The 24,086-nt window shown below is 67.3% G+C and carries 20 protein-coding genes and 1 pseudogene; 11 read left to right on the top strand and 10 right to left on the bottom strand.

From position 1 onward, the window contains the following. The first annotated feature begins 10 nt into the window (after window positions 1-10). Entirely contained in the window at window positions 11-3,673 is a 3,663-nt protein-coding gene (locus AC07OC_RS04550) for a hydantoinase B/oxoprolinase family protein (RefSeq protein ID WP_494600437.1), read from the top strand. A gap of 101 nt (window positions 3,674-3,774) precedes the next feature. Beyond that, window positions 3,775-5,439, top strand: coding sequence for a methyl-accepting chemotaxis protein (locus AC07OC_RS04545; RefSeq protein ID WP_218338717.1), 1,665 nt, complete (start codon window positions 3,775-3,777; stop codon window positions 5,437-5,439). Between the two features lie 71 nt (window positions 5,440-5,510). Here the strand turns inward: AC07OC_RS04545 and AC07OC_RS04540 are convergent, their stop codons facing one another. Further along, window positions 5,511-7,211: an electron transfer flavoprotein-ubiquinone oxidoreductase gene (locus AC07OC_RS04540; RefSeq protein WP_218295211.1), complete on the bottom strand. Its 1,701-nt coding sequence runs from the start codon at window positions 7,209-7,211 to the stop codon at window positions 5,511-5,513. A 140-nt stretch (window positions 7,212-7,351) separates the two neighbouring features. On the opposite strand from AC07OC_RS04540, the gene AC07OC_RS04535 reads away from it, so the two are divergent. Together AC07OC_RS04535 and AC07OC_RS04530 are read left to right on the top strand one after the other, a co-directional pair. Next, window positions 7,352-8,134, top strand: a complete 783-nt coding sequence (locus AC07OC_RS04535; RefSeq protein WP_218295210.1) for an SDR family oxidoreductase — start codon at window positions 7,352-7,354, stop codon at window positions 8,132-8,134. 142 nt (window positions 8,135-8,276) lie between these two features. Continuing rightward, window positions 8,277-8,696 carry an acyl-CoA thioesterase gene (locus AC07OC_RS04530; RefSeq protein ID WP_218338716.1) on the top strand — a complete coding sequence of 140 codons (420 nt, stop codon included), beginning with the start codon at window positions 8,277-8,279 and terminating at the stop codon, window positions 8,694-8,696. Between the two features lie 24 nt (window positions 8,697-8,720). Here AC07OC_RS04530 and AC07OC_RS04525 read toward each other — a convergent pair whose 3' ends face one another. The 3 genes from AC07OC_RS04525 to AC07OC_RS04515 are packed head-to-tail and all read right to left on the bottom strand — an operon-like array spanning window position 8,721 to window position 10,909. Beyond that, window positions 8,721-9,431: a hypothetical protein gene (locus AC07OC_RS04525; protein ID WP_218338715.1), complete on the bottom strand. Its 711-nt coding sequence runs from the start codon at window positions 9,429-9,431 to the stop codon at window positions 8,721-8,723. A 4-nt stretch (window positions 9,432-9,435) separates the two neighbouring features. After that, complete coding sequence (locus tag AC07OC_RS04520) at window positions 9,436-10,017, bottom strand: peroxidase-related enzyme (RefSeq protein ID WP_218338714.1); 582 nt, start codon at window positions 10,015-10,017, stop codon at window positions 9,436-9,438. 52 nt (window positions 10,018-10,069) lie between these two features. Beyond that, a complete protein-coding gene (locus AC07OC_RS04515; protein ID WP_255590817.1) occupies window positions 10,070-10,909 on the bottom strand; it encodes an IclR family transcriptional regulator in 840 nt (279 codons plus the stop codon). A 133-nt stretch (window positions 10,910-11,042) separates the two neighbouring features. Between AC07OC_RS04515 and AC07OC_RS04510 the strand changes: the two are divergent. From AC07OC_RS04510 to AC07OC_RS04490, 5 genes and pseudogenes are all read left to right on the top strand, one after another. Then, window positions 11,043-12,039, top strand: a pseudogene (locus tag AC07OC_RS04510) (Bug family tripartite tricarboxylate transporter substrate binding protein). A gap of 270 nt (window positions 12,040-12,309) precedes the next feature. Continuing rightward, a complete protein-coding gene (locus AC07OC_RS04505) occupies window positions 12,310-12,996 on the top strand; it encodes an RraA family protein (protein WP_494598391.1) in 687 nt (228 codons plus the stop codon). Next, on the top strand, window positions 12,993-13,937 hold the full coding sequence (locus AC07OC_RS04500; protein ID WP_494600436.1) for an NAD(P)-dependent oxidoreductase: 945 nt from the start codon (window positions 12,993-12,995) through the stop codon (window positions 13,935-13,937). Before AC07OC_RS04505 ends, AC07OC_RS04500 begins: the two co-directional genes overlap by 4 nt. 275 nt (window positions 13,938-14,212) lie before the next feature. Further along, window positions 14,213-16,423: a catalase/peroxidase HPI gene (gene katG / locus AC07OC_RS04495; protein ID WP_494600435.1), complete on the top strand. Its 2,211-nt coding sequence runs from the start codon at window positions 14,213-14,215 to the stop codon at window positions 16,421-16,423. A gap of 119 nt (window positions 16,424-16,542) precedes the next feature. Then, complete coding sequence (locus AC07OC_RS04490; RefSeq protein WP_494600434.1) at window positions 16,543-16,932, top strand: carboxymuconolactone decarboxylase family protein; 390 nt, start codon at window positions 16,543-16,545, stop codon at window positions 16,930-16,932. Window positions 16,933-16,936: 4 nt separating this feature from the next. Here the strand turns inward: AC07OC_RS04490 and AC07OC_RS04485 are convergent, their stop codons facing one another. Then, window positions 16,937-17,479 carry a PAS and helix-turn-helix domain-containing protein gene (locus AC07OC_RS04485; RefSeq protein ID WP_218295201.1) on the bottom strand — a complete coding sequence of 181 codons (543 nt, stop codon included), beginning with the start codon at window positions 17,477-17,479 and terminating at the stop codon, window positions 16,937-16,939. Between the two features lie 77 nt (window positions 17,480-17,556). Between AC07OC_RS04485 and AC07OC_RS04480 the strand changes: the two genes are divergently transcribed. Then, window positions 17,557-18,264 (top strand): CoA transferase subunit A, encoded by a 708-nt coding sequence (locus tag AC07OC_RS04480; protein ID WP_218295200.1) that lies wholly within the window; start codon window positions 17,557-17,559, stop codon window positions 18,262-18,264. A gap of 2 nt (window positions 18,265-18,266) precedes the next feature. Further along, complete coding sequence (locus AC07OC_RS04475) at window positions 18,267-18,905, top strand: 3-oxoacid CoA-transferase subunit B (protein WP_218295199.1); 639 nt, start codon at window positions 18,267-18,269, stop codon at window positions 18,903-18,905. A 139-nt stretch (window positions 18,906-19,044) separates the two neighbouring features. Here the strand turns inward: AC07OC_RS04475 and AC07OC_RS04470 are convergent, their stop codons facing one another. The 5 genes from AC07OC_RS04470 to AC07OC_RS04450 all read right to left on the bottom strand — a co-directional run bounded on the left by AC07OC_RS04470 (window position 19,045) and on the right by AC07OC_RS04450 (window position 24,079). Next, a complete protein-coding gene (locus AC07OC_RS04470; RefSeq protein WP_218338710.1) occupies window positions 19,045-19,338 on the bottom strand; it encodes a DUF4148 domain-containing protein in 294 nt (97 codons plus the stop codon). A gap of 292 nt (window positions 19,339-19,630) precedes the next feature. Beyond that, the gene (locus tag AC07OC_RS04465; protein ID WP_218295197.1) at window positions 19,631-20,473 is read right to left on the bottom strand and encodes a class I fructose-bisphosphate aldolase; all 843 of its coding nucleotides are present in this window, start codon (window positions 20,471-20,473) and stop codon (window positions 19,631-19,633) included. A 50-nt stretch (window positions 20,474-20,523) separates the two neighbouring features. Then, window positions 20,524-21,531, bottom strand: coding sequence for an aldo/keto reductase (locus tag AC07OC_RS04460; RefSeq protein ID WP_218295196.1), 1,008 nt, complete (start codon window positions 21,529-21,531; stop codon window positions 20,524-20,526). Then, a complete protein-coding gene (locus AC07OC_RS04455) occupies window positions 21,528-22,562 on the bottom strand; it encodes an ABC transporter permease (protein ID WP_492244831.1) in 1,035 nt (344 codons plus the stop codon). Before AC07OC_RS04455 ends, AC07OC_RS04460 begins: the two co-directional genes overlap by 4 nt. Further along, complete coding sequence (locus AC07OC_RS04450) at window positions 22,559-24,079, bottom strand: sugar ABC transporter ATP-binding protein (protein WP_494600455.1); 1,521 nt, start codon at window positions 24,077-24,079, stop codon at window positions 22,559-22,561. The genes AC07OC_RS04455 and AC07OC_RS04450 overlap by 4 nt, the downstream gene beginning before the upstream one ends. Between the last annotated feature and the right edge of the window lie 7 nt (window positions 24,080-24,086).

Genomic DNA, 24,086 nt, shown 5'->3' with positions numbered 1-24,086 from the left:
TCTCATCACCATGCAAGTTCCCTCTACAGTGACCACCGCACCGGCTGGCAACCGCTGGCAGTTCTGGATCGACCGGGGCGGCACTTTCACCGACATCGTGGCCAAGCGGCCCGATGGGTCGCTCACCACCCACAAGCTGCTGTCCGAAAACCCCGAGCAGTACAAGGACGCGGCGGTGGCGGGCATACGGCACCTGCTGGGGCTGAAACCCGGCGAGCCGGTCACGTCAGCGCAAGTGGAGTGCGTGAAGATGGGCACCACGGTGGCCACCAACGCGCTGCTGGAGCGCAAGGGCGAGCCCACGCTGCTGGTCACCACGCGCGGCTTTCGCGACGCGCTGCGCATCGCGTACCAGAACCGCCCACGCCTCTTCGACCGCCACATCCAGCTGCCCGAGCTGCTGTACAGCGACGTGATCGAGGCCCGCGAGCGCATGGGCGCCCGGGGGGACGTGCTGCAGCTGCTGGATGAAGCCACGCTCCGGGGCGACCTGCTGGCCGCCTATGGGCGCGGCCTGCGCAGCGTGGCCATCGTGTTCATGCACGGCTACCGCTACGCGCAGCACGAAAAGGCGGCGCAGCGCATCGCCCTGTCGGTGGGGTTCACGCAGATCAGCACATCGCATGAAACCAGCCCCATGATGAAGTTCGTGAGCCGGGGCGACACCACGGTGGTGGATGCATACCTCTCGCCCATCCTGCGCCGCTACGTGGACCAGGTGGCCAGCGAGATGCCAGGGGTCAAGCTGTCCTTCATGCAGTCGTCGGGCGGCCTGACCGATGCGGGCACCTTCCAGGGCAAGGACGCGATCCTGTCCGGCCCGGCGGGCGGCATCGTGGGCATGGCGCGCACGGCGGGCCTGGCGGGGCACGAGAAGGTCATCGGCTTCGACATGGGCGGCACGTCCACCGACGTGAGCCACTACGCCGGTGCGTTCGAGCGCGAGTTCGAGACTCATGTGGCGGGTGTACGCATGCGCGCGCCCATGATGAGCATCCACACGGTGGCGGCCGGCGGCGGCTCGGTGCTGGCGTACGACGGCTCGCGGTTCCGCGTGGGCCCGGAGAGCGCGGGTGCCAACCCCGGCCCCGTCAGCTACCGCCGGGGTGGCCCGCTGGCCGTGACGGACGCGAACGTGATGGTCGGCAAGGTGCAGCCACGCTACTTCCCCAGCGTGTTCGGCCCGGCCGCCAATGAGACGCTGGACGCCGACGCGGTGCGCGAACGTTTTCAGGACATCGCCACGCAGACCCGGCGCAAGCCCGAGGAAGTGGCCGAAGGCTTCATCCAGATCGCCGTGCAGCAGATGGCCAACGCGATCAAGAAGATCAGCGTGGCGCGCGGCTACGACGTCACGCGCTACACGCTGCAATGCTTTGGCGGCGCGGGCGGCCAGCATGCTTGTTTGGTGGCCGATGCCCTGGGCATGACGCGGGTGTTCGTGCACCCGCTGGCGGGCGTGCTCAGTGCCTACGGCATGGGCCTGGCGGACCAGAACGTGATCCGCGAGCAGGCGGTGGAGATGCCGCTGGCCGCCGAGGTGCTGCCTCTGATCGCCGAGCGCCTGGACACGCTGGGCTCTGCCGCCCAGGCCGAGCTGGAGCGCCAGCAGGTCAGTGCCAACCCGGTGCAGGTGCGCCACAACGTGCATGTGCGCTACGAAGGCACCGACTCCGCGCTGGTCGTGCCCTTTGGCGACATGGCGGCCATCCAGTCCGCCTTCGAAGCGGCGTACCGCCAGCGCTTTGCCTTCCTGATGGTGGGCAAGGGCCTGGTGGTGGAGGCCGTGTCGGTCGAGGCGGTGATCGCCGGCGATGCGCCCGCAGAGCCGCGCCTGCCGGTGCACGCCCACCGCAAGCACCCGCTGCGCGAAACGGTGAAGATGTATTCGGGCAGCGAGTGGCACGACGCAGCCCTGGTGGTGCGCGAGGACCTGCGCCCCGGCGACGTGGTCCCCGGCCCCGCGATCATTGCCGAGAAGAACACCACCACCGTGGTGGAGCCGGGCTGGTCGGCGCGCCTGACCGACCTGGACCACCTGGTGCTGGACCGCGTGACCGCGCGCAAGGTGCAGTACGCCGCCGGCACCACGGTGGACCCGGTGCTGCTGGAGGTGTTCAACAACCTGTTCATGAACATCGCCGAGCAGATGGGCCTGCAGCTGCAGAACACCGCGTACTCGGTGAACATCAAGGAGCGGCTGGACTTCAGCTGCGCGCTGTTCGATGCCACCGGCAACCTGATCGCCAACGCGCCGCACATGCCGGTGCACCTGGGTTCGATGGGCGAGAGCATCAAGACCGTGATCCGCGAGAACACCGGCAAGATGCACCCCGGCGATGTGTTCATGCTCAACGACCCCTACCATGGCGGCACCCATCTGCCCGATGTGACGGTGATCACGCCGGTGTACGTGGCCGAAGGCGCGGAGCCCACGTTCTACGTCGGCAGCCGGGGCCACCATGCGGACATCGGCGGCACCACGCCGGGCTCCATGCCGCCGTTTTCCACGCGCATCGACGAAGAGGGCGTGCAGATCAACAACGTGAAGCTGGTGGACCGCGGCATCTTCCTGGAAGAGGAGGTGCGCACCCTGCTGGCCACGGGCGGCGGCACCACGGCGTACCCGAGCCGCAACCCAGAGCAGAACCTGGCCGACCTGCGCGCGCAGATCGCGGCCAACGAAAAGGGCGTGCAGGAGCTCGCGAAGATGGTGGAGCAGTTCGGCCTTCCCGTCGTGCAGGCCTACATGCGCCATGTGCAGGACAGCGCCGAAGAATCGGTGCGCCGCGTGATCACGCAGCTCAAGGACGGGCAGTTCACCCTGCCGCTCGACAACGGCGCGCAGATCAGCGTATCGGTCAAGGTCAACGTGGCCGAGCGCAGCGCGGTGATCGACTTCGCGGGCACCAGCGCGCAGCAGACCAACAACTTCAACGCGCCGCGTGCAGTGTGCATGGCCGCGGTGCTGTACGTGTTCCGCACGCTGGTGGACGACGACATTCCGCTCAATGCCGGGTGCTTGAAGCCCTTGCAGGTCCTCATCCCGCAGGGCTCCATGCTCAACCCCAACCCGCCGGCCTCGGTGGTGGCGGGCAATGTGGAGACCTCCACCTGCATCACCAATGCGCTGTTCGGCGCCTTGGGCGTGATGGCGGGCAGCCAGCCCACCATGAACAACTTCACCTTTGGCAACGCGCAGTACCAGTACTACGAAACCATCGCCGGCGGCAGCGGCGCGGGCGCGGTGTTCGATGCCTCGGGCCGCACGGTGCGCGGGTTCGACGGCACCAGCGTGGTCCAGACCCACATGACCAACTCGCGCCTGACCGACCCCGAGGTGCTGGAGTTCCGCTTCCCGGTGGTACTCGACAGCTACGAGATCCAGCGCGGGTCCGGCGGCGCCGGGCGCTGGGCCGGCGGCGATGGCGGCGTGCGGCGCGTGCGCTTTCTGCAGGCCATGACCGCCAGCATCCTGTCCAACGGCCGGCTCAATCCCGCCTTTGGCATGGCAGGCGGCCAGCCGGGCCGTGCCGGGTCCAACCGGGTGCTGCGCGCCAATGGCCAGGTTGAGGAACTGGGCCACATCGGCGCCGCGCTCATGGAGCCGGGCGATGTGTTCGAGATCTCCACGCCCGGCGGCGGCGGCTATGGGGAATGTGCGGCGCATTGAGCCGGGGCAGGAACGCCGCGGCCAGGGGCAGGCACGGCGCTTGCGTTCCTGCACGCCAGCCGCCCCCGTGGGGCGCATGTTGAACCAGGGAAGGGATTTTCATGAGCTATCTGCCTGCCACCACCGCGTCGGCATTGCCCGCCCAGGCAAGGGCTTCGCCACGGGCCCAGGCGTCGGCGCGCACCGCCGGCGGCGGCGGCACCGCGGCGCCCCCCCGGCGGCGCAACCTGAGCGTGGGCCAGAAGCTCGCCACCAGCTTTGGCCTGCTGGGCTGCGCGGTGGCCCTGCTGGGTGCGATGACCTGGATGACAGGCGAGGGCACCCGCCGCCAGGCCGCTCTGCTTGCGGGTGAGCAGCTGCCCATCGAGCGCTCGGTGCGCGACTGGAAGACGCAGTCCGTCACCATCGGCCAGATCGCGCTGCGCGCCACGGTGTCGTCCGACGTTTTCCCCCTGGTGGCCGAGCTGCGCAAGCAGCTGGCGGATGAAGACGCCATGCGCGGGCGCATCGAGGCGGCGCTGGCCGGTGCTTCCACCGCCGAGCACACCAAGCCCCTGTGGGCGGCGGCCCAGGCGCAGCGCCAGCAGTACGCGGCACTGCGCGACACGCTGGTGCAGAACGCCCTGGAGTCCAAGGTGATCAGCCAGAAGGAGCTGCAGGACCATGCCGCAGCGCTCACGCGCTACCTGCAGGCGATCGACCTGTTGCTCGATGCGTCGGAGCAGTCATCGCTGGCGGCGGCCGACACCATGGTCGCCGACGCATTGCGCGCGCAATGGATCAGCGCCATCGCCGTGCTGGTGGTGGTGGGCCTGTCGGGGTTGTTCGGGTGGCTGCTGCGGCGCTCCATCGTGCTGCCGCTGCGCCAGGCGTGCGAGGCCGCCGCGCAGGTGGCGAACGGCGATCTCACGGTGCACCTGGAGACCCGCCGCACGGACGAGATCGGGCAGTTGCTCACCGCGCTCAACGCCATGGTCGAGTCCTTGCACTATGTGGTGACCGAGGTGCGCGATGCGGGCGATTCCATCCACGTGGCCAGCTCCGAGGTGGCGGCGGGCAACACCGACCTGAGCGCGCGCACCGAGCATGCGGCCAGCAGCCTGCAGCAGACGGCGGAGAGCATTGCCCAGCTGGCGCAGATGGTGGCGGCCAATGCCGACAGCACCGGTCAGGCCCATGCGCTGGCGCGCAATGCCAAGGGGGTGGCCAGCAAAGGTGGCGAGGTGGTCGGCCAGGTGGTCACGACGATGGAAGAGATCAATGCCAGCAGCCAGAAGATCGCCGACATCGTGGGCATCATCGACGGCATCGCGTTCCAGACCAACATCCTGGCGTTGAACGCGGCGGTGGAGGCGGCCCGTGCCGGTGAGCAGGGCCGCGGATTCGCCGTGGTGGCCAGCGAGGTGCGGGGCCTGGCCGGGCGCAGCGCCAACGCGGCGCGCGAGATCAAGGCGCTGATCGCCGACAGCGTGGACAAGGTGAGCGACGGCGCGAGGCTGGTGGTGACCGCGGGCTCCACCATGGACGACATCGTCCGCAGCGTGGAGCGCGTGACCGCGCTGATGTCCGAGATCAACGAGGCCAGCACCGAACAGAGCACGCAGATCGGCCAGGTGAGCCAGGCGGTGGACCAGCTCGACCACATGACGCAGCAGAACGCCGCGCTGGTGGAAGAGGGCGCGGCGGCCGCGCAGAGCCTCCAGGACCAGGCGCACCGGCTGGCGCAGGCCATGGGGCAGTTCCAGCTCGTCCGTGCAGCGGTTTGATTTTGGAAAATCCAATAAAAAAGGGCCTGCAGCGCAGGCCCATCAAGCGCAAGGCGCTATGATTTTTATAGTTACATGCCCGAGTAGTTGGGGCCGCCGCCGCCCTCGGGCGTGACCCACACGATGTTCTGCGTCGGGTCCTTGATGTCGCAGGTTTTGCAGTGCACGCAGTTCTGCGCGTTGATCTGCAGGCGCTGCGCATCGCCGCCCTTGGCGGTGTCGGGCACGAACTCGTACACACCCGCCGGGCAGTAGCGGGCCTCGGGGCCGGCGTACTTGGCCAGGTTGATGTTGACCGGCACGCTCGCATCCTTGAGCGTCAGGTGGGCGGGCTGGTTCTCTTCGTGGTTGGTGTTGCTGATGAAGACGCTGGAGAGACGATCAAACGTGAGCTTGCCATCAGGCTTGGGGTAGACGATGGGCTTGCACTCGGCCGCGGGCTTCAGGTAGGCATGGTCGGGCTTGTCGCGGTGCAGCGTCCAGGGGATGTGGCCGCGCAGCACGAACTGCTCGAAACCGTTCATCAGCGTGGCCGTGGTCAGGCCGTACTTGAACCAGTTCTTGAAGTTGCGGTCCTTGTTCAGCTCGGTGTAGAGCCAGCTGGCCTCGAATGCCTCGGGGTAGGCCTTGAGTTCGTCGTGCTGGCGGCCGGCCACGATGGCGTCGTAGGCCGCCTCCGCGGCCAGCATGCCGGTCTTGATGGCGGCGTGGCTGCCCTTGATGCGGCCCACGTTCAGGTAGCCCGCGTTGCAGCCCACGAGCGCGCCGCCCGGGAAGATGGTCTTGGGCAGGGCGTTGATGCCGCTGGCGTTGATGGCGCGCGCGCCATACGACAGGCGCTTGGCGGTGATCTCGCCCTTGTCGTTCTCGAAGTAGTAGCGGACGTTCGGGTGCGTCTTCCAGCGCTGGAACTCCTCGAACGGGCTGAGGTAGGGGTTCTGGTAGCCCAGGCCGGTCACGAAACCGAGCGCGACCTTGTTGTCGTCCAGGTGGTACAGGAACGCGCCGCCGTAGGTGTCGTTCTCCATGGGCCAGCCGGCGGTGTGCATCACGAAGCCGGGCTGGTGCTTCTTGGGGTCGATCTCCCACAGCTCCTTCACGCCGATGCCGAAGCTTTGCGGGTCGCGGTCTGCGTCCAGCTTGTAGCGCGCGATCAGCTGGCGGCCCAGGTGGCCGCGTGCGCCTTCGGCGAACACGGTGTACTTGCCCAGCAGTTCCATGCCCAGCTGGAAGTTCTCGGTGGGCTCGCCGTCCTTGCCGACACCCATGTTGCCGGTGGCCACGCCCTTGACGGAACCGTTGTCGTTGTAGAGCACCTCGGCGGCCGCGAAGCCGGGGAAGATCTCCACGCCCAGCGCCTCGGCCTGCTCGGCCATCCACTTGGTCACGTCGCCCAGGCGAACGATGTAGTTACCGTGGTTCTGCGCGAACGGCGGCAGGAAGACGTTGGGGACACGAAAGCCCGACTTTTCCGACAGGAAGATGTAGGCGTCATCGGTCACCGGCTGGTTCAGCGGGGCGCCGCGTTTTTTCCAGTCGGGGATCAGCTCGGAGAGCGCCTTGGGGTCCATGATGGCGCCCGAGAGGATGTGCGCGCCGGGCTCGGAGCCTTTTTCCAGCACCACCACCGAGACATCCTGGCCTTTTTCAGCGGCCAGCTGCTTCAGGCGGATCGCGGTGGCCAGGCCGCCGGGGCCGCCGCCAACGACCACCACGTCGTATTCCATCGATTCACGGGGACCATACTGGGCGATGATTTCTTCGTTTGTCATGGGCTTCTCGTCGGGCGTTTGATAATGGGCTATTTTCTACAGAGCAGGGTGCAATGCCCTGTCTGGCTGGCGACTGATTGTATTCACGGAATAGAGACAATCGAACGACCGTTCTATTTTGATCAGTGGGGAAACTCTAAATGGCTTACAGCATCGACTTGTCCGGCCGCGTGGCCTTCATCACGGGCGCCTCCAGCGGCCTGGGCGCGCAGTTCGCCCGCACGCTGGCCCGCGCCGGCGCCGGGGTGGTGCTGGCCAGCCGCCGGGTGGAAAAGCTCAAGGAACTGCGCGCACGCATCGAAGGCGAGGGCGGCGATGCCCATGTGATCGAACTCGACGTGACGGACCATGCCTCGATCAAGTCCGCCGTGGCGCATGCCGAGACGGAGATGGGCTCCATCGACATCCTCGTGAACAACTCGGGCGTGAGCACCACGCAGCGCATCCAGGACGTGACGCCCGAGGACTACGACTTCATCTTCGACACCAACGTGAAGGGTGCGTTCTTCGTCGCGCAGGAGGTGGGCAAGCGCATGCTGGCGCGCTCGCGCGGTGCGGCGCCGGGCAGCTTCACGGGCGGGCGCATCATCAACATCGCCTCGATGGCCGGACTCAAGGTGCTGCCGCAGATCGGCGCCTACTGCATGAGCAAGGCCGCCGTGGTGCAGATGACCAAGGCCATGGCCATGGAGTGGGGCAAGTTCGGCATCAACGTGAACGCGATCTGCCCCGGCTACATCGACACCGAGATCAACCACCACCACTGGAACACCGAGCAGGGCAAGAAGCTCATCGACATGCTGCCCCGCAAGCGCGTGGGCAACGCGCAAGACCTGGATGCGCTGCTGGTGATGCTGGCCAGCGACCAGAGCCATTTCATCAACGGCGCGGTCATTGCGGCGGACGACGGTTTTGCGGTATAGGTTCCCCCTGAGTCGCTGCGCGCCTTCTCCCTGAGGGAGGCTCCACCCCGCGGTCTGGCAGGGCCAGTTCCACGGTGGCACGGGTGTTGGGTGGGGCGCGCCAGCTGCGTAGGCCGTGATCGTGCAAACAACTGAGTCAACGATGAAGATCGAAATCCCTGAGGTCAAGAAACTCGTCCATGAAATGCGCTTTCCCGTGCGCTGGGGCGACATGGACGCCATGGGCCATGTGAACAACACCGTGTATTTCCGCTACCTGGAAACGGCGCGCATCGACTGGATGGTGTCCGTGGGCTGCAACCCCGACCCGCACGGGCAGGGTCCGGTGATCGTCAACGCCTTCTGCAACTTCTACCGCCAGCTCGAATACCCGGCCGACGTGCTGCTCAAGCTCTATGTGAGCGATCCGGGCCGCACCACGTTCGAGACCTGGGGCACGATGGAGCGGGCGGACCAGCCGGGCGTGGTCTGCGCCGCGGGCGGCGCCACGACGATCTGGGTGGATTTTCCGCAGCAGAAGGCCACGGAACTGCCTGACTGGATGCGGGCGCTGGTCAGCTGAGGCGGGGGCGGACGGCCCGCGGGCTCAATCGGCCGGCAGCGCGATGCAGTGGGCCAGCGGCACGCCGCGCTCCTGCGCTGCGCCCAGCAGCAGCACCCGCCGCAACTCGGGCAGGTAGCGGACCGCGGTCTGTGGTGCGCTGTAGCCATTGGTGTCGGACAGGCTTTCCTGCATGCGCAGCATCCGGCCCGTTGGCCGGTGTTCGATGGCCAGGGTGCGCACGCCCGTATAGAAAGTGCTGTCGATGCGGCCTTCGGTGCCGAAGAAGCCGCCGCCCACGCGGGCCTTGCGGTGCGTGCCCTGGAACGTGGTGGCGATGCGCAGCTGGCCGTCGCGGCTGGTGCAACTGCCCTCGAATGCGGCCGCGCAGTCCATGGGCAGCGGGTTCTGCCGCACCATGACGGGCTGCACGGCCGGTGCCTGCAGCGCTGCGACGGGCACCGGTTCCAGGTGGGCGCAGTCCGTGTCAGGCACCACCTTCCAGGCCGTGGCGCCGGGGGAGTCCGCGATCTGCAGCCGTGGTATGCCCACGCCCGCGCCCAGGTAGTAGGCCGGTGCCGCGTCCCCGCTGCGGTAGAGCGTGGACGACAGCAGCGGCGACAGCGCGCCGGGGGGCACGGCCAAGGGCAGTGGGTGCACGGCCAGCGTTCCGGCGGGAGGCCCGAACCCGGCGCACCGCGCCGCACCCGCCGTGAAGGCGAGCGCCAGCAGCAAGGCTCCGGGCGCGGCGCGCATGGCGTCAGGCGGCAGGCTTGGCCTTGGGCACGCGACCCATCAGGTAGAACTCGGAATTGGGCAGCATGCCCGCGAAGCTGGCCATGCGGTTGGACAGGCCGAAGAACGCGGTGATGGCCGCGATGTCCCAGATGTCCTCGTCGTCGAAGCCGTGGGCGTGCAGCGCGGCGAAGTCGGCATCCTCGATCTCGTGCGAGCGTTCGCAGACCTTCATCGCGAAGTCGAGCATGGCGCGCTGGCGCGGCGTGATGTCGGCCTTGCGGTGGTTGACCGCCACCTGGTCGGCCAGGAAAGGCTTCTTTTCGTAGATGCGCAGGATGGCGCCATGCGCCACCACGCAGTACAGGCACTGGTTGGCGGCGCTGGTGGTGGTGACGATCATCTCGCGCTCGCCCTTGGTGAGGCTGCCTTCTTCCTTGAGCATGAGCGCATCGTGGTACGCAAAAAACGCGCGCCACTCGGCCGGGCGCCGGGCAAACGCCAGGAACACGTTGGGGATGAAGCCAGCCTTCTCCTGCACTTCGAGGATGCGGACGCGGATGTCTTCGGGCAGGCTGTCGAGCGAGGGCACAGGGTAGCGGGTCACAGGGGTCTCCTTGTCGATTTTTCAGTAGGTGGCAGGCATCAGTATCCGGGATTCAGGGATGCCACTGCGTGGCGCGCACGGGGCTTTGCGCGGGCGCTGCCGTGTTGCCCGCCAGCGCATACGACAGCTGCGTCGCGGCGCCGATCACCGTCTGGGCCAGGGCTTCGAGCTTTTCGGCCGGCAGGCGCGATGCGGGGCCGGAGATGCACACCGAGCCCATCAGGCGCCAGTGCATGCCGAACACCGGCGCCGACACCGTGGCCACGCCTTGCTCGCGTTCGCCGATGGACCAGTGGTAGCCCTTCCTGCGGATGTCTTCGTACGCCTTGCCCGGCTCGCCCGAGAACGCCAGGATCACGCGGCCCGGCGAGCCTTTGTCCAGCGGCAGGCCCTCGCCCATGCGGGCGTGGTGGCGCAGTGCCTGCGGGCCCTCCACGCGCACCAGGCAGGTCCGCACCTGGCCTTCGCGCACGTAGAAGGCCGCGCTTTCGCCCGTGGCGTGGGTCAGCTCGCGCAGCGCGGGCTCCAGCACGTTCTGCACATCAAAGCCCGCCTGGTAACGCGCGCCCAGCCAGCCCGCGGCAGGGCCCAGGCGCCAGTCGCCGTCCTCGCGCTGCACCATGAAGCCCGACTGCGCCAACGTGCGCGCCAAGCGCAGCACCGTGGTCTTGTGCAGGCCGCAGCGGCGGCTCAGCTCGGCCAGCGGCAGGCTGGATTCGCCCAGGGCAAAAGCCTCCAGCACCTGCAGGGCCCGGGTGACGGCGATGACACCCGTCGCAGGCTCGGAGTCTGCGGCCCCTGAGGCCTCTGGGGCTGGCACGGGGGCCGGTGGCTTGGGCGCCGGTGCACGGTGGGCTGCAGGACGCGCGGGTTTGCTGGGGCTGTTGCTCATGGTGCCATTCGTTTCATTGTGTGCAACGCCATTGTATGGGTTGAAACGTCTGCGTAAAGTCGCGGCCACGGCGCCGGGCCCTCGCAGGTTCTGCGGACCGGCGTGAATAACCACCATAAACGGAGACAAATCCATGCCAGCTTTTCCATCGCTTTCGCGTGCCGTCGGCGCGCACCTGTGCCACGCTGTGCTGGGCCTTGCCGCCCTGGCCGCACCCGCTGGCGCAGCCCGCCTACCCCAACAAGCCCATCCGCCTGATCGTGCCGTTCCCACCCGGCGGCGGCACCGACATGATCGCGCGCACCGTGGCGCAAAAGCTCACGGACCAGAACAAGTGGAACGTGATCGTGGACAACCGCCCCGGCGCAGGCGGCAACCTGGGCGTGGACGCCGCGGCCAAGTCGGCCCCCGATGGCTACACGCTGGTCATGGGCCAGACCAGCAACCTGGCGATCAACCCCACGCTGTACCCCAAGCTGCCCTACGACCCCATCAAGGACCTGGTGCCCGTGGCACTGGTGTCGTCGTCGCCCATCGTGATCGCCGCGCCGGCCAATTCGCCCTACAAGACCTTTGCCGATGTGGTGGCCGCATCCAAGGGCAAGCCCGACGCGCTCACCCTGGGCTACTCGGGCAACGGCACGGTAGCCCACCTGGCCGGCGAGCTGGCCGAGAACGCGGCGGGCATCAAGCTGCGCCACATCCCCTACAAGGGCGCGGCCCAGGCCATGACCGACCTGGTGGGCGGGCAGATCGATCTGTACATGTCGTCCGTGCCCACGCTGCTGGGCCAGGTGCGCAACGGCAAGCTCAAGGTGCTGGCCATCACGTCGGCCAAGCGCTCGTCGCAATTGCCGGATGTGCCCACGCTGGCGGAGTCGGGCTACAAGGGCTTCGAGGCCGTGACCTGGTTCGGCATCCTGGCGCCGGCCGGCACGCCCGCTCCCATCGTGGCGCAGCTGAACAAGGCGATCAACCAGGCACTGCAGCACGCTGAAGTGGCCGAGAAGCTGCGCTCCGAAGGCGGCGATATCTTGGGCGGCTCGGCCGATCAGTTCGGCCAGCTGCTGCGCACCGAAGTGCCGCGCTGGGGCAAGATCGTCAAGGACTCGGGCGCCAGCCTGGACTGATACGGCTTGCCTTCAACAGGCCTGTCTCCTTGGGGAGCTTTGCCGTGTACCGCACTGCCTGCGGCTCCCCGCCCAGCGATCCGTTGAAATGCCAAGCGCGCCCCACGCCCGGGCCCCACACGTCGCCCGTCCATCTTTTTCCAACCGCATTGCCTGCAGCCGCTCCACGTCCGCGGTCGCGCTGCGGCATGGGCATTGCGCAGCTGACACCGTGCCCGCCGCAGCCGCGCAGGCCCCACCGTTTTTCGTGCTCTCTACAAGGAATTCACCATGAGCCAACTCCCCGACATCATCCGTGACATCGACCGCGTGAGCGCCGAGGTCGTGCACAAAGCCGCGACCTTCCAGGCCGCCATCCTGGCCGACGTGGCGGGCCGCCGCGGCACGATGCATGGCCGCGTGGCCCCGGTGCACCAGGGCATGCAGGTGGCCGGCCCGGCCTTCACCGTGGAAGTGCGCCCCGGCGACAACCTCATGATCCACGCCGCCATCGCGCTGGCCCAGCCGGGCGACGTGCTGGTGATCGACGGCAAGGGCGACCTGACCGCCGCCCTCATGGGCACCCTGATGCTCAGCGCCTGCAAGAAGCGCGGCCTGGCCGGCGTGATCGTGGACGCGGCCATCCGCGACAAGCTCGAGATCCTGGAACTGGACTTCCCCGTGTTCAGCGCGGGCTTCAATCCCGCCGGGCCCACCAAGTACGTGCCCGGCCGCATCAACCACCCCATCTCCGCCGGCGGCGCCACGGTGAACCCCGGCGACCTGGTGGTGGGCGATGCCGACGGCGTGGTCGTGATCGAGCGCGCCAAGGCCCCCGGCATGATGGCGCTGGCCGACAAGAAAGTGGCCGACGAGGCCGCCCGCATCGACGCCATCGCCCGCGGCGACACCGCCTCGAAGTGGCTGCCCGCCGCGCTGCGTGCGGCGGGTGTCCTCCAGGAAGGGGAATCGCTGTGAGCACCAACCCCACCATCATCGTCACGGGCGCCGACCTGGCGCAGCAGGCGCTCAACCTGCTCACCGGCTACGACATCGTCTACGCGGGCAAGACGCCGACCGAAGACGACATGGTCGCCCTGGCCAGGCAACATGACCCCGTGGCCATCATCGTGCGCTACGGCAAGGTGGGCCCGGCCGTGATGGACGCGGCGCCTTCGCTCAAGGTGATCTCCAAGCACGGCAGCGGCACCGACACCATCGACAAGGTGGCGGCCAAGGCGCGCGGCATCGAGGTGGTGGCTGCCGTGGGCGCCAATGCCGCGGCCGTGGCAGAGCAGGCACTGGCGCTGCTGCTGGCCTGTGCCAAGTCGGTGGTGCAGCTGGATGCGCGCATGCACGCCGGCCACTGGGACAAGGCCACGCACAAGAGCCTGGAGCTCTACGGCCGCACGGTGGGCCTGGTGGGCCTGGGCGCCATTGGCCTGCGCTTTGCCAAGATGGCCGACGCCCTGGGCATGCGCGTGATCGGTTTCGACCCGTTCGCCAAGAACCTGCCCGACTACGTGCAGAGCGTTCCGCTCGAAACGATCTGGCGCGAGGCCGATGCCGTGTCCTTGCACTGCCCGCTGACCGACGAGAACCGCGGCATGTTGAATGCCGCCACGCTCGCACAGTGCAAGCGCGGCGTCATCGTGGTGAACACCGCCCGCGGCGGCCTCATCGACGAAGCCGCGCTGCTGGCGGCCGTGCGCTCGGGCCAGGTGATGGCGGCGGGCCTGGACAGTTTTGCAGTGGAGCCCATGGTGGCCGGCCACCCGTTCCAGGGCGAGAAGAATTTCATCCTCAGCCCGCACATCGGCGGCGTGACGAGCGACGCCTACGTGAACATGGGCGTGGGCGCGGCCCAGAACCTGCTCGCCGTGCTGGCCGGTGAGGCGGCAGCCGCCCCAGCCGCGTAGCCAGGGCGGGGGACATGCTCGTGAGCAAAATTTTCAAGCAAAAATGGCCTCTAGCGCTTACCTGCAAGGCGCTGGAAGCTACGCTATTGATAGCGCCTGCAGCGTGCCTGGCGCAGGCTGGCGACTACCCATCCAAGCCCGTGAAGCTACCGGCCTTTGTGGTTTGATAAATATTGACTATCAATCGAATTCAATCGATTTAATTTACGTGTCATGGATTGCTTCCTACCATTGGTCTCGCCAAGTGCCTGAACCGCTTACACAAGGAGAGACCCATGACGACAGAAGCCCAATGCCCTTTCGACCACGGTAAGGCCGCCGCGCCCAAGGGCCGTGGCAACGCGGACTGGTGGCCCAACCAGCTCAACCTGCGCCCGCTCAACCAGAGCTCTCCGCTCGTCGACCCCATGGGCGACGGCTTCAATTACGCCGAAGAATTCAAGAGCCTGGACCTGGCCGCCGTGAAGGCCGACCTGCACGCGCTGATGACCGACTCGCAGGACTGGTGGCCGGCCGACTTCGGCCACTATGGTCCGTTGTTCATTCGCATGGCCTGGCACAGCGCCGGCACCTACCGCCTGGCCGACGGCCGCGGTGGCGCGGGGGCCGGGCAGCAGCGTTTTGCGCCGCTCAACAGCTGGCCCGACAACGCCAACCTGGACAAGGCGCGACGCCTCCTGTGGCCCATCAAGCAGAAATACGGCCGCAAGATTTCCTGGGCCGACCTGATGATTCTCACCGGCAACGTGGCGCTCGAATCCATGGGCTTCAAGACCTTCGGTTTCGGCGGCGGCCGCCCCGACGTGTGGGAACCCGATGAAAACGTCTACTGGGGCGCAGAGACCACCTGGCTGGGCGGCGACAAGCGCTACAGCGGCGAGCGCGACCTGGCCAAGCCCCTGGCCGCCGTGCAGATGGGCCTGATCTACGTGAACCCCGAGGGTCCCAACGGCAACCCCGACCCCATCGCGGCGGCGCGCGACATCCGCGACACCTTTGCCCGCATGGCCATGGACGATGAAGAGACCGTGGCGCTGATCGCCGGCGGCCACACCTTCGGCAAGACCCACGGTGCGGGCGACGCGGCCCTGGTGGGCAAGGAGCCCGAAGGCGGCGGCATCGAGGACCAGGGCTTCGGCTGGATCAGCAAGCACGGCAGCGGCTTTGGCGGCGACGCCATCACCAGCGGCCTGGAAGTGACGTGGACCACCACGCCCACGCAATGGAGCAACAACTTCTTCGAGAACCTGTTCGGCTTCGAGTGGGAACTGACCAAGAGCCCGGCTGGCGCGCACCAGTGGACGGCCAAGGGCGCCGAGGCGACGATTCCCGATGCGCACGATCCCTCGAAGAAGCGCGTGCCCACCATGCTCACCACCGACCTGTCGCTGCGCTTCGATCCGGCCTACGAGAAGATCTCGCGCCGCTTCCTCGCGCACCCCGAGCAGTTCGCCGACGCGTTTGCGCGCGCCTGGTTCAAGCTCACGCACCGTGACATGGGCCCCCGCGTGCGCTACCTGGGCCCTGAGGTACCGGCCGAAGTGCTGATCTGGCAGGACCCGATTCCCGAGGTGGACCATGCCCTGGTGGACGACCAGGACGTGACGGTGCTCAAGGCCAAGATCCTGGCGTCGGGCCTGTCGGTTGCGGAGCTGGTGTCCACCGCCTGGGCCTCGGCCTCCACCTACCGCGGGGGCGACAAGCGCGGCGGCGCCAACGGTGCCCGTGTGCGCCTGGCACCGCAGAAGGACTGGGAAGTGAACCAGCCTGTGCAACTGGCCAAGGTGCTGGGCCAGCTCGAAGCGATCCAGCAGGACTTCAATGCCGCGCAGAGCGGCGGCAAGAAGGTCTCGCTGGCCGACCTGATCGTGCTGGGCGGTGCTGCGGCCATCGAGTCGGCCGCCCGCAGCGCAGGCCAGGAAGTGGTCGTGCCTTTCACGCCAGGCCGCATGGACGCCTCACAGGAGCAGACCGATGTGCCTTCGTTCGAGGTCATGGAGCCGCTGGCCGATGGCTTTCGCAACTATGTGCGCCCCGGCCTCGAAGGCGCGGTGGCCGAGCTGCTGATCGACCGCGCCAACCAGCTCACGCTGACCGGCCCCGAGATGACCGTGCTGGTGGGCGGCCTGCGCGCCCTGGGCGCCAATGCAGGGCAGGGCCGGCACGGCGTGTTCACGCAGCGTCCCGGTGTGCTCACGAACGACTTCTTCGTGAACCTGCTGGACATGCGCACCCGGTGGCAGAAATCGGCCTCCGAGGCCGGCGTGCTGGAGGGCGTGGACCGTGCGAGTGGCGCTCCGAAGTGGACGGGCACGGTGGCCGACCTCGTGTTCGGCTCCAACTCGCAGCTGCGCGCGCTGGCCGAGGTGTATGGCAGCAGCGATGCGCAGGCGGTGTTCGTGCAGGACTTCGTGAAGGCATGGACCAAGGTCATGAACCTGGACCGCTTTGATCTCGCGCCCGCGGCACACCCAGCACAGGCCTGAGCCCCCCGGACTGACGACGCCACCGGCCTGGCCTCCTTGGGGAAGGGCTGGTGGCGTTGTGCTTTTCGGGCGGGCAGGGCGGCTACCATGGCGGCCCCAAACCGAACCGGAGAGCCCGCATGACGCAACCCCCATCCTCCAAGGATTTCGACAAAGGCCTGGCCACGCGCAAGCAGGTCATGGGCGAGGACTTCGTGGCCAGTGCCTTTGGCAATGCCACGGAGTTCACCCAGCCGATCCAGGAGTTCATCACCCGCAATGCCTGGGGCGATGTCTGGCAGCGCCCGGGGCTGGACATGAAGACGCGCAGCCTGATCACCGTGGCGTTCCTCACCGCGCTGGGCAAGCAGCACGAGCTCAAGGGCCATGTGCGCGGTGCACTCAACAACGGCGCCACGGCGGCCGAGATCCAGGAGGTGCTGCTGCATGCCAGCATCTACTGCGGACTGCCCACCGCCGTGGAGGCTTTCCGCACGGCCGCCGACGTGATCGACGGGCCGAAAAAATAAGGCTTCAGCCCGCCAGGAGCTTGTGCACGAGATCGGCTGCGGTCGACGCGTTGTACTTGCGCATGAGGCGGGCGCGGTAGATCTCCACCGTGCGGTGGCTGATCTCCAGCGTGCGGCCGATCTCCTTGGAGGTCAGGCCTTCCAGCAGGCGTGCCGCCACTTCGCGTTCGCGGCCTGTCAGCTCCGCTTTCACGGGGCGCTGGGAACTCAGGTCCTCGAAGCTCCAGATGCCCGATTCATGCGGTGCATTGCGATTGAGCGCGCGCCCCGACACATGGCACCAGAAGACCTCGCCGTTGGCGCGCTTCATGATGCGGTTGTCGGCGTAGTGGCCCTTGGCGTTCAGGATGGGCTCCATGTGGGCGCCCAGGCGCTCATACTCGTCGGCGCTCGGATAAAGTACCTGGAAGGACTGGCCGATCAGCACCTCGCGCGAGGCGCCGAACATCTCGCAGACCTGCCGATTGCAATCGACCATGGTGCGGTTGCGTGACAGCACCAGGCCCACGGGAGCCATGTCGAAAGCGAGTCGGTAATCAACGTCCATAGTGCAAATCTTTAGGGGATACTACTTATTCGGGTACGTAGTATCGTAGCGCATCCAAAATTCACAAGGAGATCGTGGTGAACAAGATATTCCCCTCCGCGGCCGAGGCCCTCCGGGGTGTGGTTGCAGACGGCCAGCTCATGGCTGTGGGCGGTTTCGGGTTGTGTGGCATTCCGGAGGCGCTGATCGATGCGCTGCGCGATTCGGGTGCCAAGAATCTCACCGTGATCTCCAACAATGCGGGCGTCGACGGCTTTGGCCTGGGCAAGCTGCTCGAGACCCGCCAGATCAAGAAAATGATCTCTTCGTACGTGGGCGAGAACAAGGAGTTCGAACGCCAGTACCTCGCGGGCGAACTGGAACTGGAGTTCACGCCCCAGGGCACGCTGGCCGAGAAGCTGCGCGCCGGCGGCGCGGGCATTCCGGCCTTCTTCACCAAGACCGGCGTGGGCACCATCGTTGCGGACGGCAAGGAGCTGCGCGAGTTCGACGGCGAAACCTATGTGATGGAGCGCTCCCTGGTACCCGAGGTGTCGCTTATCAAGGCGGATGTGGCGGACAAGTCCGGCAACCTGCGCTTCAACCTCACCGCGCGCAACTTCAATCCCGCCGCGGCCACGGCCGGCAAGGTCTGCATCGTGGAGGTGGAGCGCATCGTGGAAACGGGCGAGCTTGCGCCCGATGACGTCCATCTGCCCGGCATCTACGTGCACCGGATCGTGCTCAACGCCAACCCTGAAAAGCGCATCGAAAAACGCACCATCACCGAGAAAGCAGGAGCCTGACCATGTCGTGGACCCAAGACCAGATGGCCGCACGCGCGGCGCAAGAACTTGAAGACGGCTTCTATGTGAACCTGGGGATCGGCATCCCCACGCTGGTGGCCAATTTCACGGGCGACAAGGAAGTGTGGCTGCAGTCCGAGAACGGCATGCTGGGCATCGGCCCTTTCCCTACCGACGACAAGGTGGACCCCGACCTCATCAATGCCGGCAAGCAGACCGTCACCACGATCAAGGGCTCGTCGATCTTTGGCAGCGACCAGTCGTTCGCCATGATCCGCGGCGGCAAGATCAACCTGTCGATCCTGGGTGCCATGCAGGTCAGCGAGAAGGGCGACCTGGCCAACTGGATGATCCCTGGCAAGATGGTCAAGGGCATGGGCGGCGCCATGGACCTGGTGGCTGGCGTCAAGCGCGTGATCGTGCTCATGGAGCATGTGGCCAAGAAGAAGGACGGCACTGAAGACCTCAAAATCCTGCCCCAGTGCACGCTGCCCCTGACGGGCGTGGGCGTGGTCGACCGCATCATCACCGACCTGGCCGTGCTGGACGTGACGCCCGAAGGCCTCAAAGTCATTGAACTGGCACCCGGCGTCACCTTCGAAGCCCTGCAGGGCAAGACGGGCGTGACGCTGCTGCCGTAAGGCGTTGCTTCATGCGCCGCCGCATGCGGCGGCGGGTTGACCCTTCAGGCATGCAAGACAAAAAGGCCGGAGCCCTTCACGGGGCTCCGGCCTTTTGCGTGGCGGCTGCGGTGCGCCTGCACCGCATGGCGGTGGCCTTTTACATCGCGCCGATTTCACCAGCGGGGATCTGGCCGGTGCGCACGGCTTCAGCAGCCTGGGCACGCACGGCGGCGCGGTCGGCGGTGGATTGGTAGGTCACCACGCGCGAACCTGCGGGTTCGATGGAGCGGGTCTGGGCCACGGTGGCGGCTTCGGCGGCCACTTCGGCGCGGGTGCGGTTCGTCTCGAACTTCGTGGCGAACTGCGAGGCATCGGCCTCGTCGGCCTGGGCACCGAAAGAAGCGAAAGCAGCCACGGCGGCGATGGAGAGGAAGCGGGCGGTCTTGTTCATGATGAAAATCCTTGAAGTTAAAAAAGCGTCTCAGAAAAACCGGGACAAAGCGGAAAGTGACAACTGCTTCAAACCGGGTTCGGTGAGTCGCCTTGCGGGATCGGCTCATCGATGGGTTGAACTGTACGCCTGGGGTATCCAAAGAAAAACCATCTGGTCGCGAACTAACTGTTCCAGTTTTGACAACAGTTGACGGGCGCATGGCGGCACACGCCGCGTCCTGCGCCGGGGCAACAAAAAAGGGCCTGTGGGCGTCTGGCGACCACAGGCCCTCCGGTTTCAGGGATTCATCTCACGCCGCTGTGTAGAGCTCCCAGGCCTCGGACGCACTCGCGCCGCGGTGGATCATCGCCATCAGTGCGTTGACCACCGCCGACGGGTTGGCGTGCTGGTACACGTTCCGGCCATAGACCATGCCCACGGCCCCCTGGTCCAGCAGCACGCGCGAGCGCGCGAACACCTGCTGCAGGTCTTCGCGGCCGCCGCCGCGCACCAGCACCGGGCAGCGCGCTGCCTGCACCACGCGGTGGAATTCGGCGGGGTCGGTGGTGGGGTCGGCCTTCACGATGTCGGCGCCCATCTCGCGCGCCAGGCGCACCAGGGTCACGATCTTCTCGGCGTCGCCATCGACCATGTAGCCGCCTTGCTCGCTGTGCGGGCGCATCACCAGCGGCTCGATCATCAGCGGCATGCCGTAGCGGTCGCAGTCGGCGCGCACGCGCGCGATGTTCTGCACGCACTGGCGAAACAGGTCGGGTTCATTGGGCAGCATGAACAGGTTGACCACCACGCAGGCGGCATCGCGCTGCACGGCCGGCAGCACGGGATCGTGCTCGTTCTGCAGCACGGCCCACATCACGCGGTGGGCGGTGGCGTTGTAGGGGTTGCCCATGTCGATGCGCATCACCAGCGCCGGCTTGCTGCGGCCCGGGCGGTCCTGCAGCAGGTCGGCCTGGCCGTAGTTGAGCTGGATGGCGTCGGGCGCGGCGGCCACGAGCTTGTCCATCACGCCGGGCATGTCCTCCAGCCCGTTGAGGAACGAGGGTTCGTTGCACACGCCGTGGTCCAGGGCGATGTCCAGGCAGCGCCCGTGGGTCAGCAGGCGGTTCAGGCGTGCGGTCTTGTCCTTCGACATACGAAGAGGTCCTTGGTTGGTGGGAGTAAGAAAAAGGGGGAAGAGGTTCGTCAGGCCAGCGCCTTCAGGTGCCGGGCGGCGGCCGTGTCGATGCGCAACACGGCCTCCTCGGGCAGGTCCAGCGCGCCGGCGGTGGCGTTCTCGGTGGCCTGTGCCCGCGTGCGTGCACCGCACAGCGCCACCGATACATTGCCGCTGGCCAGCGTCCAGGCGATCATCAGCTGACCGAAGGAGCAGCCCAGTGGCCGGCGCACTGGTTCGAGTTCGTCGAAGAAGGCCTTGAGCCTGGCGCGGTTGGCCGCGCTGAAACGCGGGTTGCTCGCGCGCTGGTCGTCGCCCGTGAATTCGCGCGCCGGGTCGATGGGGCCGGCGAGCAGGCCCAGCGCCAGCGAGGAGTAGCCCAGCATGGCCACGTTATGGCGGCTGCACAGGGGCAGCAGCGTCTGCTCGATCTCGCGGTCGATCAGGCTGTAGCGCTCCTGCGCCGCGTCCACGGGACCGTACTGCAGGTACTCGGCCAGCGTCTCGGGGCTCGCGTTGCTCACACCGATGGCGCGGATCTTGCCCTGCTGCTTGAGCGTGAGCAGGGCGTCCATGGTCTCCTCGACCGGCGTGGTGGCGTCCTGCCAGTGGGTGATGTACAGGTCGATGTAGTCGGTCTGCAGGCGTTTCAAGCTCTCCTCGGCCTCGTGGAAGATCGATTCGCGGCCCAGGTGGCGGTACACGGGGTGGCCGTCTTCGTCGAAGAAGTGCGTGCCCTTTTGCGTGTGCCACACCAGGCCGCACTTGGTGGCGATCACCGCCTCATGGCGGCGGCCCTTGAGGGCGGCGCCAACGATGTTTTCGGAGGCGCCCAGGCCATAGGCCGGCGCGGTGTCGATCAGCGTCACCCCGGCGTCGAGCGAGGCGGCTATGGCGTCGGTGGCGGCGGCACTGTCCTGGCCGCCCCACATCCATCCGCCCATGGCCCAGGTACCGAGGCCGATGGCCGAGCACTGGATGCCCGACGGGCCCAGGGTGGTGGTCTTCATCGCTGCGTTCATCATCACGGCATTCATCGTTGGGTCTTTCGGGTGTTCATGAGGTGGTCGATGGTCACGGCGGCCAGCAGGATCAGGCCCTTGATCACGTCCTGCCAGTACGGCGAAACGTCCAGCAGGATCAGCGAGCTGGTCACCACCGAGAGCAGGGCCAGGCCCAGCACGGCACCGAGCACCGTGCCCGAGCCGCCCTTCAGGCTGGCGCCGCCGATCACGGCCGCGGCGATCACGTTGAGCTCCATGCCCACGCCGAAGGTGGGCGTGGCCGCGCCGAAGCGCGCGGTGTAGATCACCCCGGCCAGGCCGGCGGATGCGGCGCACAGCACCGTCACCCAGAACTTCACGTGGCCCACGCGGATGCCCGAGTACAGCGCCGCCTTCTCGTTGCTGCCGGTGTAGAACACGCGGCGCATCAGGCTCGCGCGGCGCAGCACGAAATCGCTGACCACCACGATGAAAAGGAAGATCAGGATCACGGCCGGGATGCCGAACAGCGTACCCTGGCCGATGAACTTGAACGAGGCCGGCAGCGAGAACAGCGACTGGGGCGTGCCCTGGGTGAGCGCCAGGCACAGGCCGCGCACGATGACCATGAAGGCCAGCGAGGCGATGAAGTGGTTGAGCCCGATGCGCACCACGCAGCCGCCGATCATGGCGCCGATGAGCGCGCTGGCGGCGATCGCGATGAGCCCGGCCGTCCAGGGATCGAACCCCATCAGGAACAGCTTGCCCGTGACCACCATCGCGAAGCACACCACCGAGCCCACCGACAGGTCGATGCCGCCCACGATGAGCAGGATGGTCATGCCCACGACCACGATGCCCTCGATGGAGAAGGACAGCAGCATGGCGCGGATGTTGTCCCAGGTCAGGAAGTAGGGCGACGCGAAGCTCATGCCCACGCACAGCGCGAGGATGATGACCAGAAGGCCCATCTCGCGCATGCTGGTGAGCTTGGGGGCGCCGGGCTTGCCCGGCCTCCCGGGCGCCTCGCGCGGCGGCTGCAGGCCGGCGACGGAGCCGGCGTCCAATTGTGCGGGGTGATTCATGCGATTTCCTCTTGCTGTCGTTCCAGTCCCGAGGCCAGCCGCAGCAGGGCCTCTTCCGTCATGTCCTTGCCTTGCACCTCGCCCGCCACGCGCCCGTCGCGGATCACCAGGGCCCGGTCGCACAGGCCGATGATCTCGGGCAGCTCCGAGGAGATCACCACCACGCCCACGCCCTGGCAGGCCAGGTCGCGCAGGATGTGGTGGATCTCCGACTTGGCGCCCACGTCCACGCCGCGCGTGGGCTCGTCCATCAGCAGCACCGACGGGTTGGTGGCCAGCAGTTTGGCGATGGCCACCTTCTGCTGGTTGCCGCCCGACAGGCTCGCCACCTCGATCTGCACGCCGTCGGACTTGAGCTTCAGGCGCGCGCCCAGCTCCTGCGCCAGCCGGTGCTCGGTCGCACGCTGCAGCAGGCCCAGGCGCGAGCTCACGCGCGCCAGCGCCATGGACGCGATGTTCTGCGCGATCGGCAGGTCCAGGTACACGCCTGCGGCCTTGCGGTCCTCGCTGAGGTAGGCGATGCCTTCGCGCAGCGCGTCGCTGTACTTGCGGATGGCAAGCTGCTTGCCGTTGAGGCGCACGCTGCCGCCAGTGGCGAGGCGCAGGCCGCACAGGGTCTGCGCCAGCTCGCTGCGGCCGGCGCCCATGAGCCCGGCGATGCCCAGGATCTCGCCGCGCCGCACGGTGAAAGAGACTCCGTGCACGCGCTCGCCGTCGGCCAGGTCGCTCACTTCGAGCACGTGCTCGCCGGGGTCTGCGTCCTGCTGCTTGGGCGGGTAGTAGTTGCCCAGGTCGCGCCCGACCATGCGCCGCACCAGGCCGTCGGCATCGAGCTCGGCCAGCGGCCCCGAATGTACGTTGCGGCCATCGCGCAGCACCGTCACGCGGGTGCAGTGCGCAAAGATCTCGGCCATGCGGTGGCTGATGTAGATGATGGCTATGCCCTGGTCCTTGAGGTCGTGCAGCACCCGAAAGAGGGCGGCCGACTCGTTGTCCGTGAGCGCGGCGGTCGGTTCGTCCAGGATCAGCACCTTGCAGTCAAGCGTGAGCGCCTTGGCGATCTCGATCAGTTGCTGGCTGCAGATGGGCAGGTCCCCCACGCAGGCGGCGGGGTCGATGTCCTGGCCCAGCCGCTGGAGCACCTTGGCGGCGCGCGCGTTGAGGTCGGCGTAGTCCATCCACGCCTGCCGGCCGGCATTGATCTCGGGCATGAAGATGTTCTCGGCCACGGTGGCGTCGGCGCACAGGGCGATCTCCTGGTGCACCAGGCCGATACCCAGGCGCATGGCCTGGGCCGGACCATCGATGGCCACCACGCGGCCGTCCAGCAGGATCTCGCCTGCGTCCGGCTGGTGGATGCCATCGATGATGTTCATCAGCGTGGACTTGCCCGCGCCGTTCTCGCCGCACAGGGCGTGGATCTCGCCCGCCTGCAGCGAGAAGTCCACGCCCGAGAGCGCATGCGAAGCGCCGAAGCGCTTGCAGATGCCGCGCAGCGCGAGCAGGGGAGCGCCCATGGTGGTG

Source organism: Acidovorax sp. GW821-FHT10E04 (genome assembly GCF_059415185.1).
The sequence above is the reverse complement of the archived record's forward strand: the minus strand, read 5'-3'. Positions and strand labels throughout refer to the sequence as shown.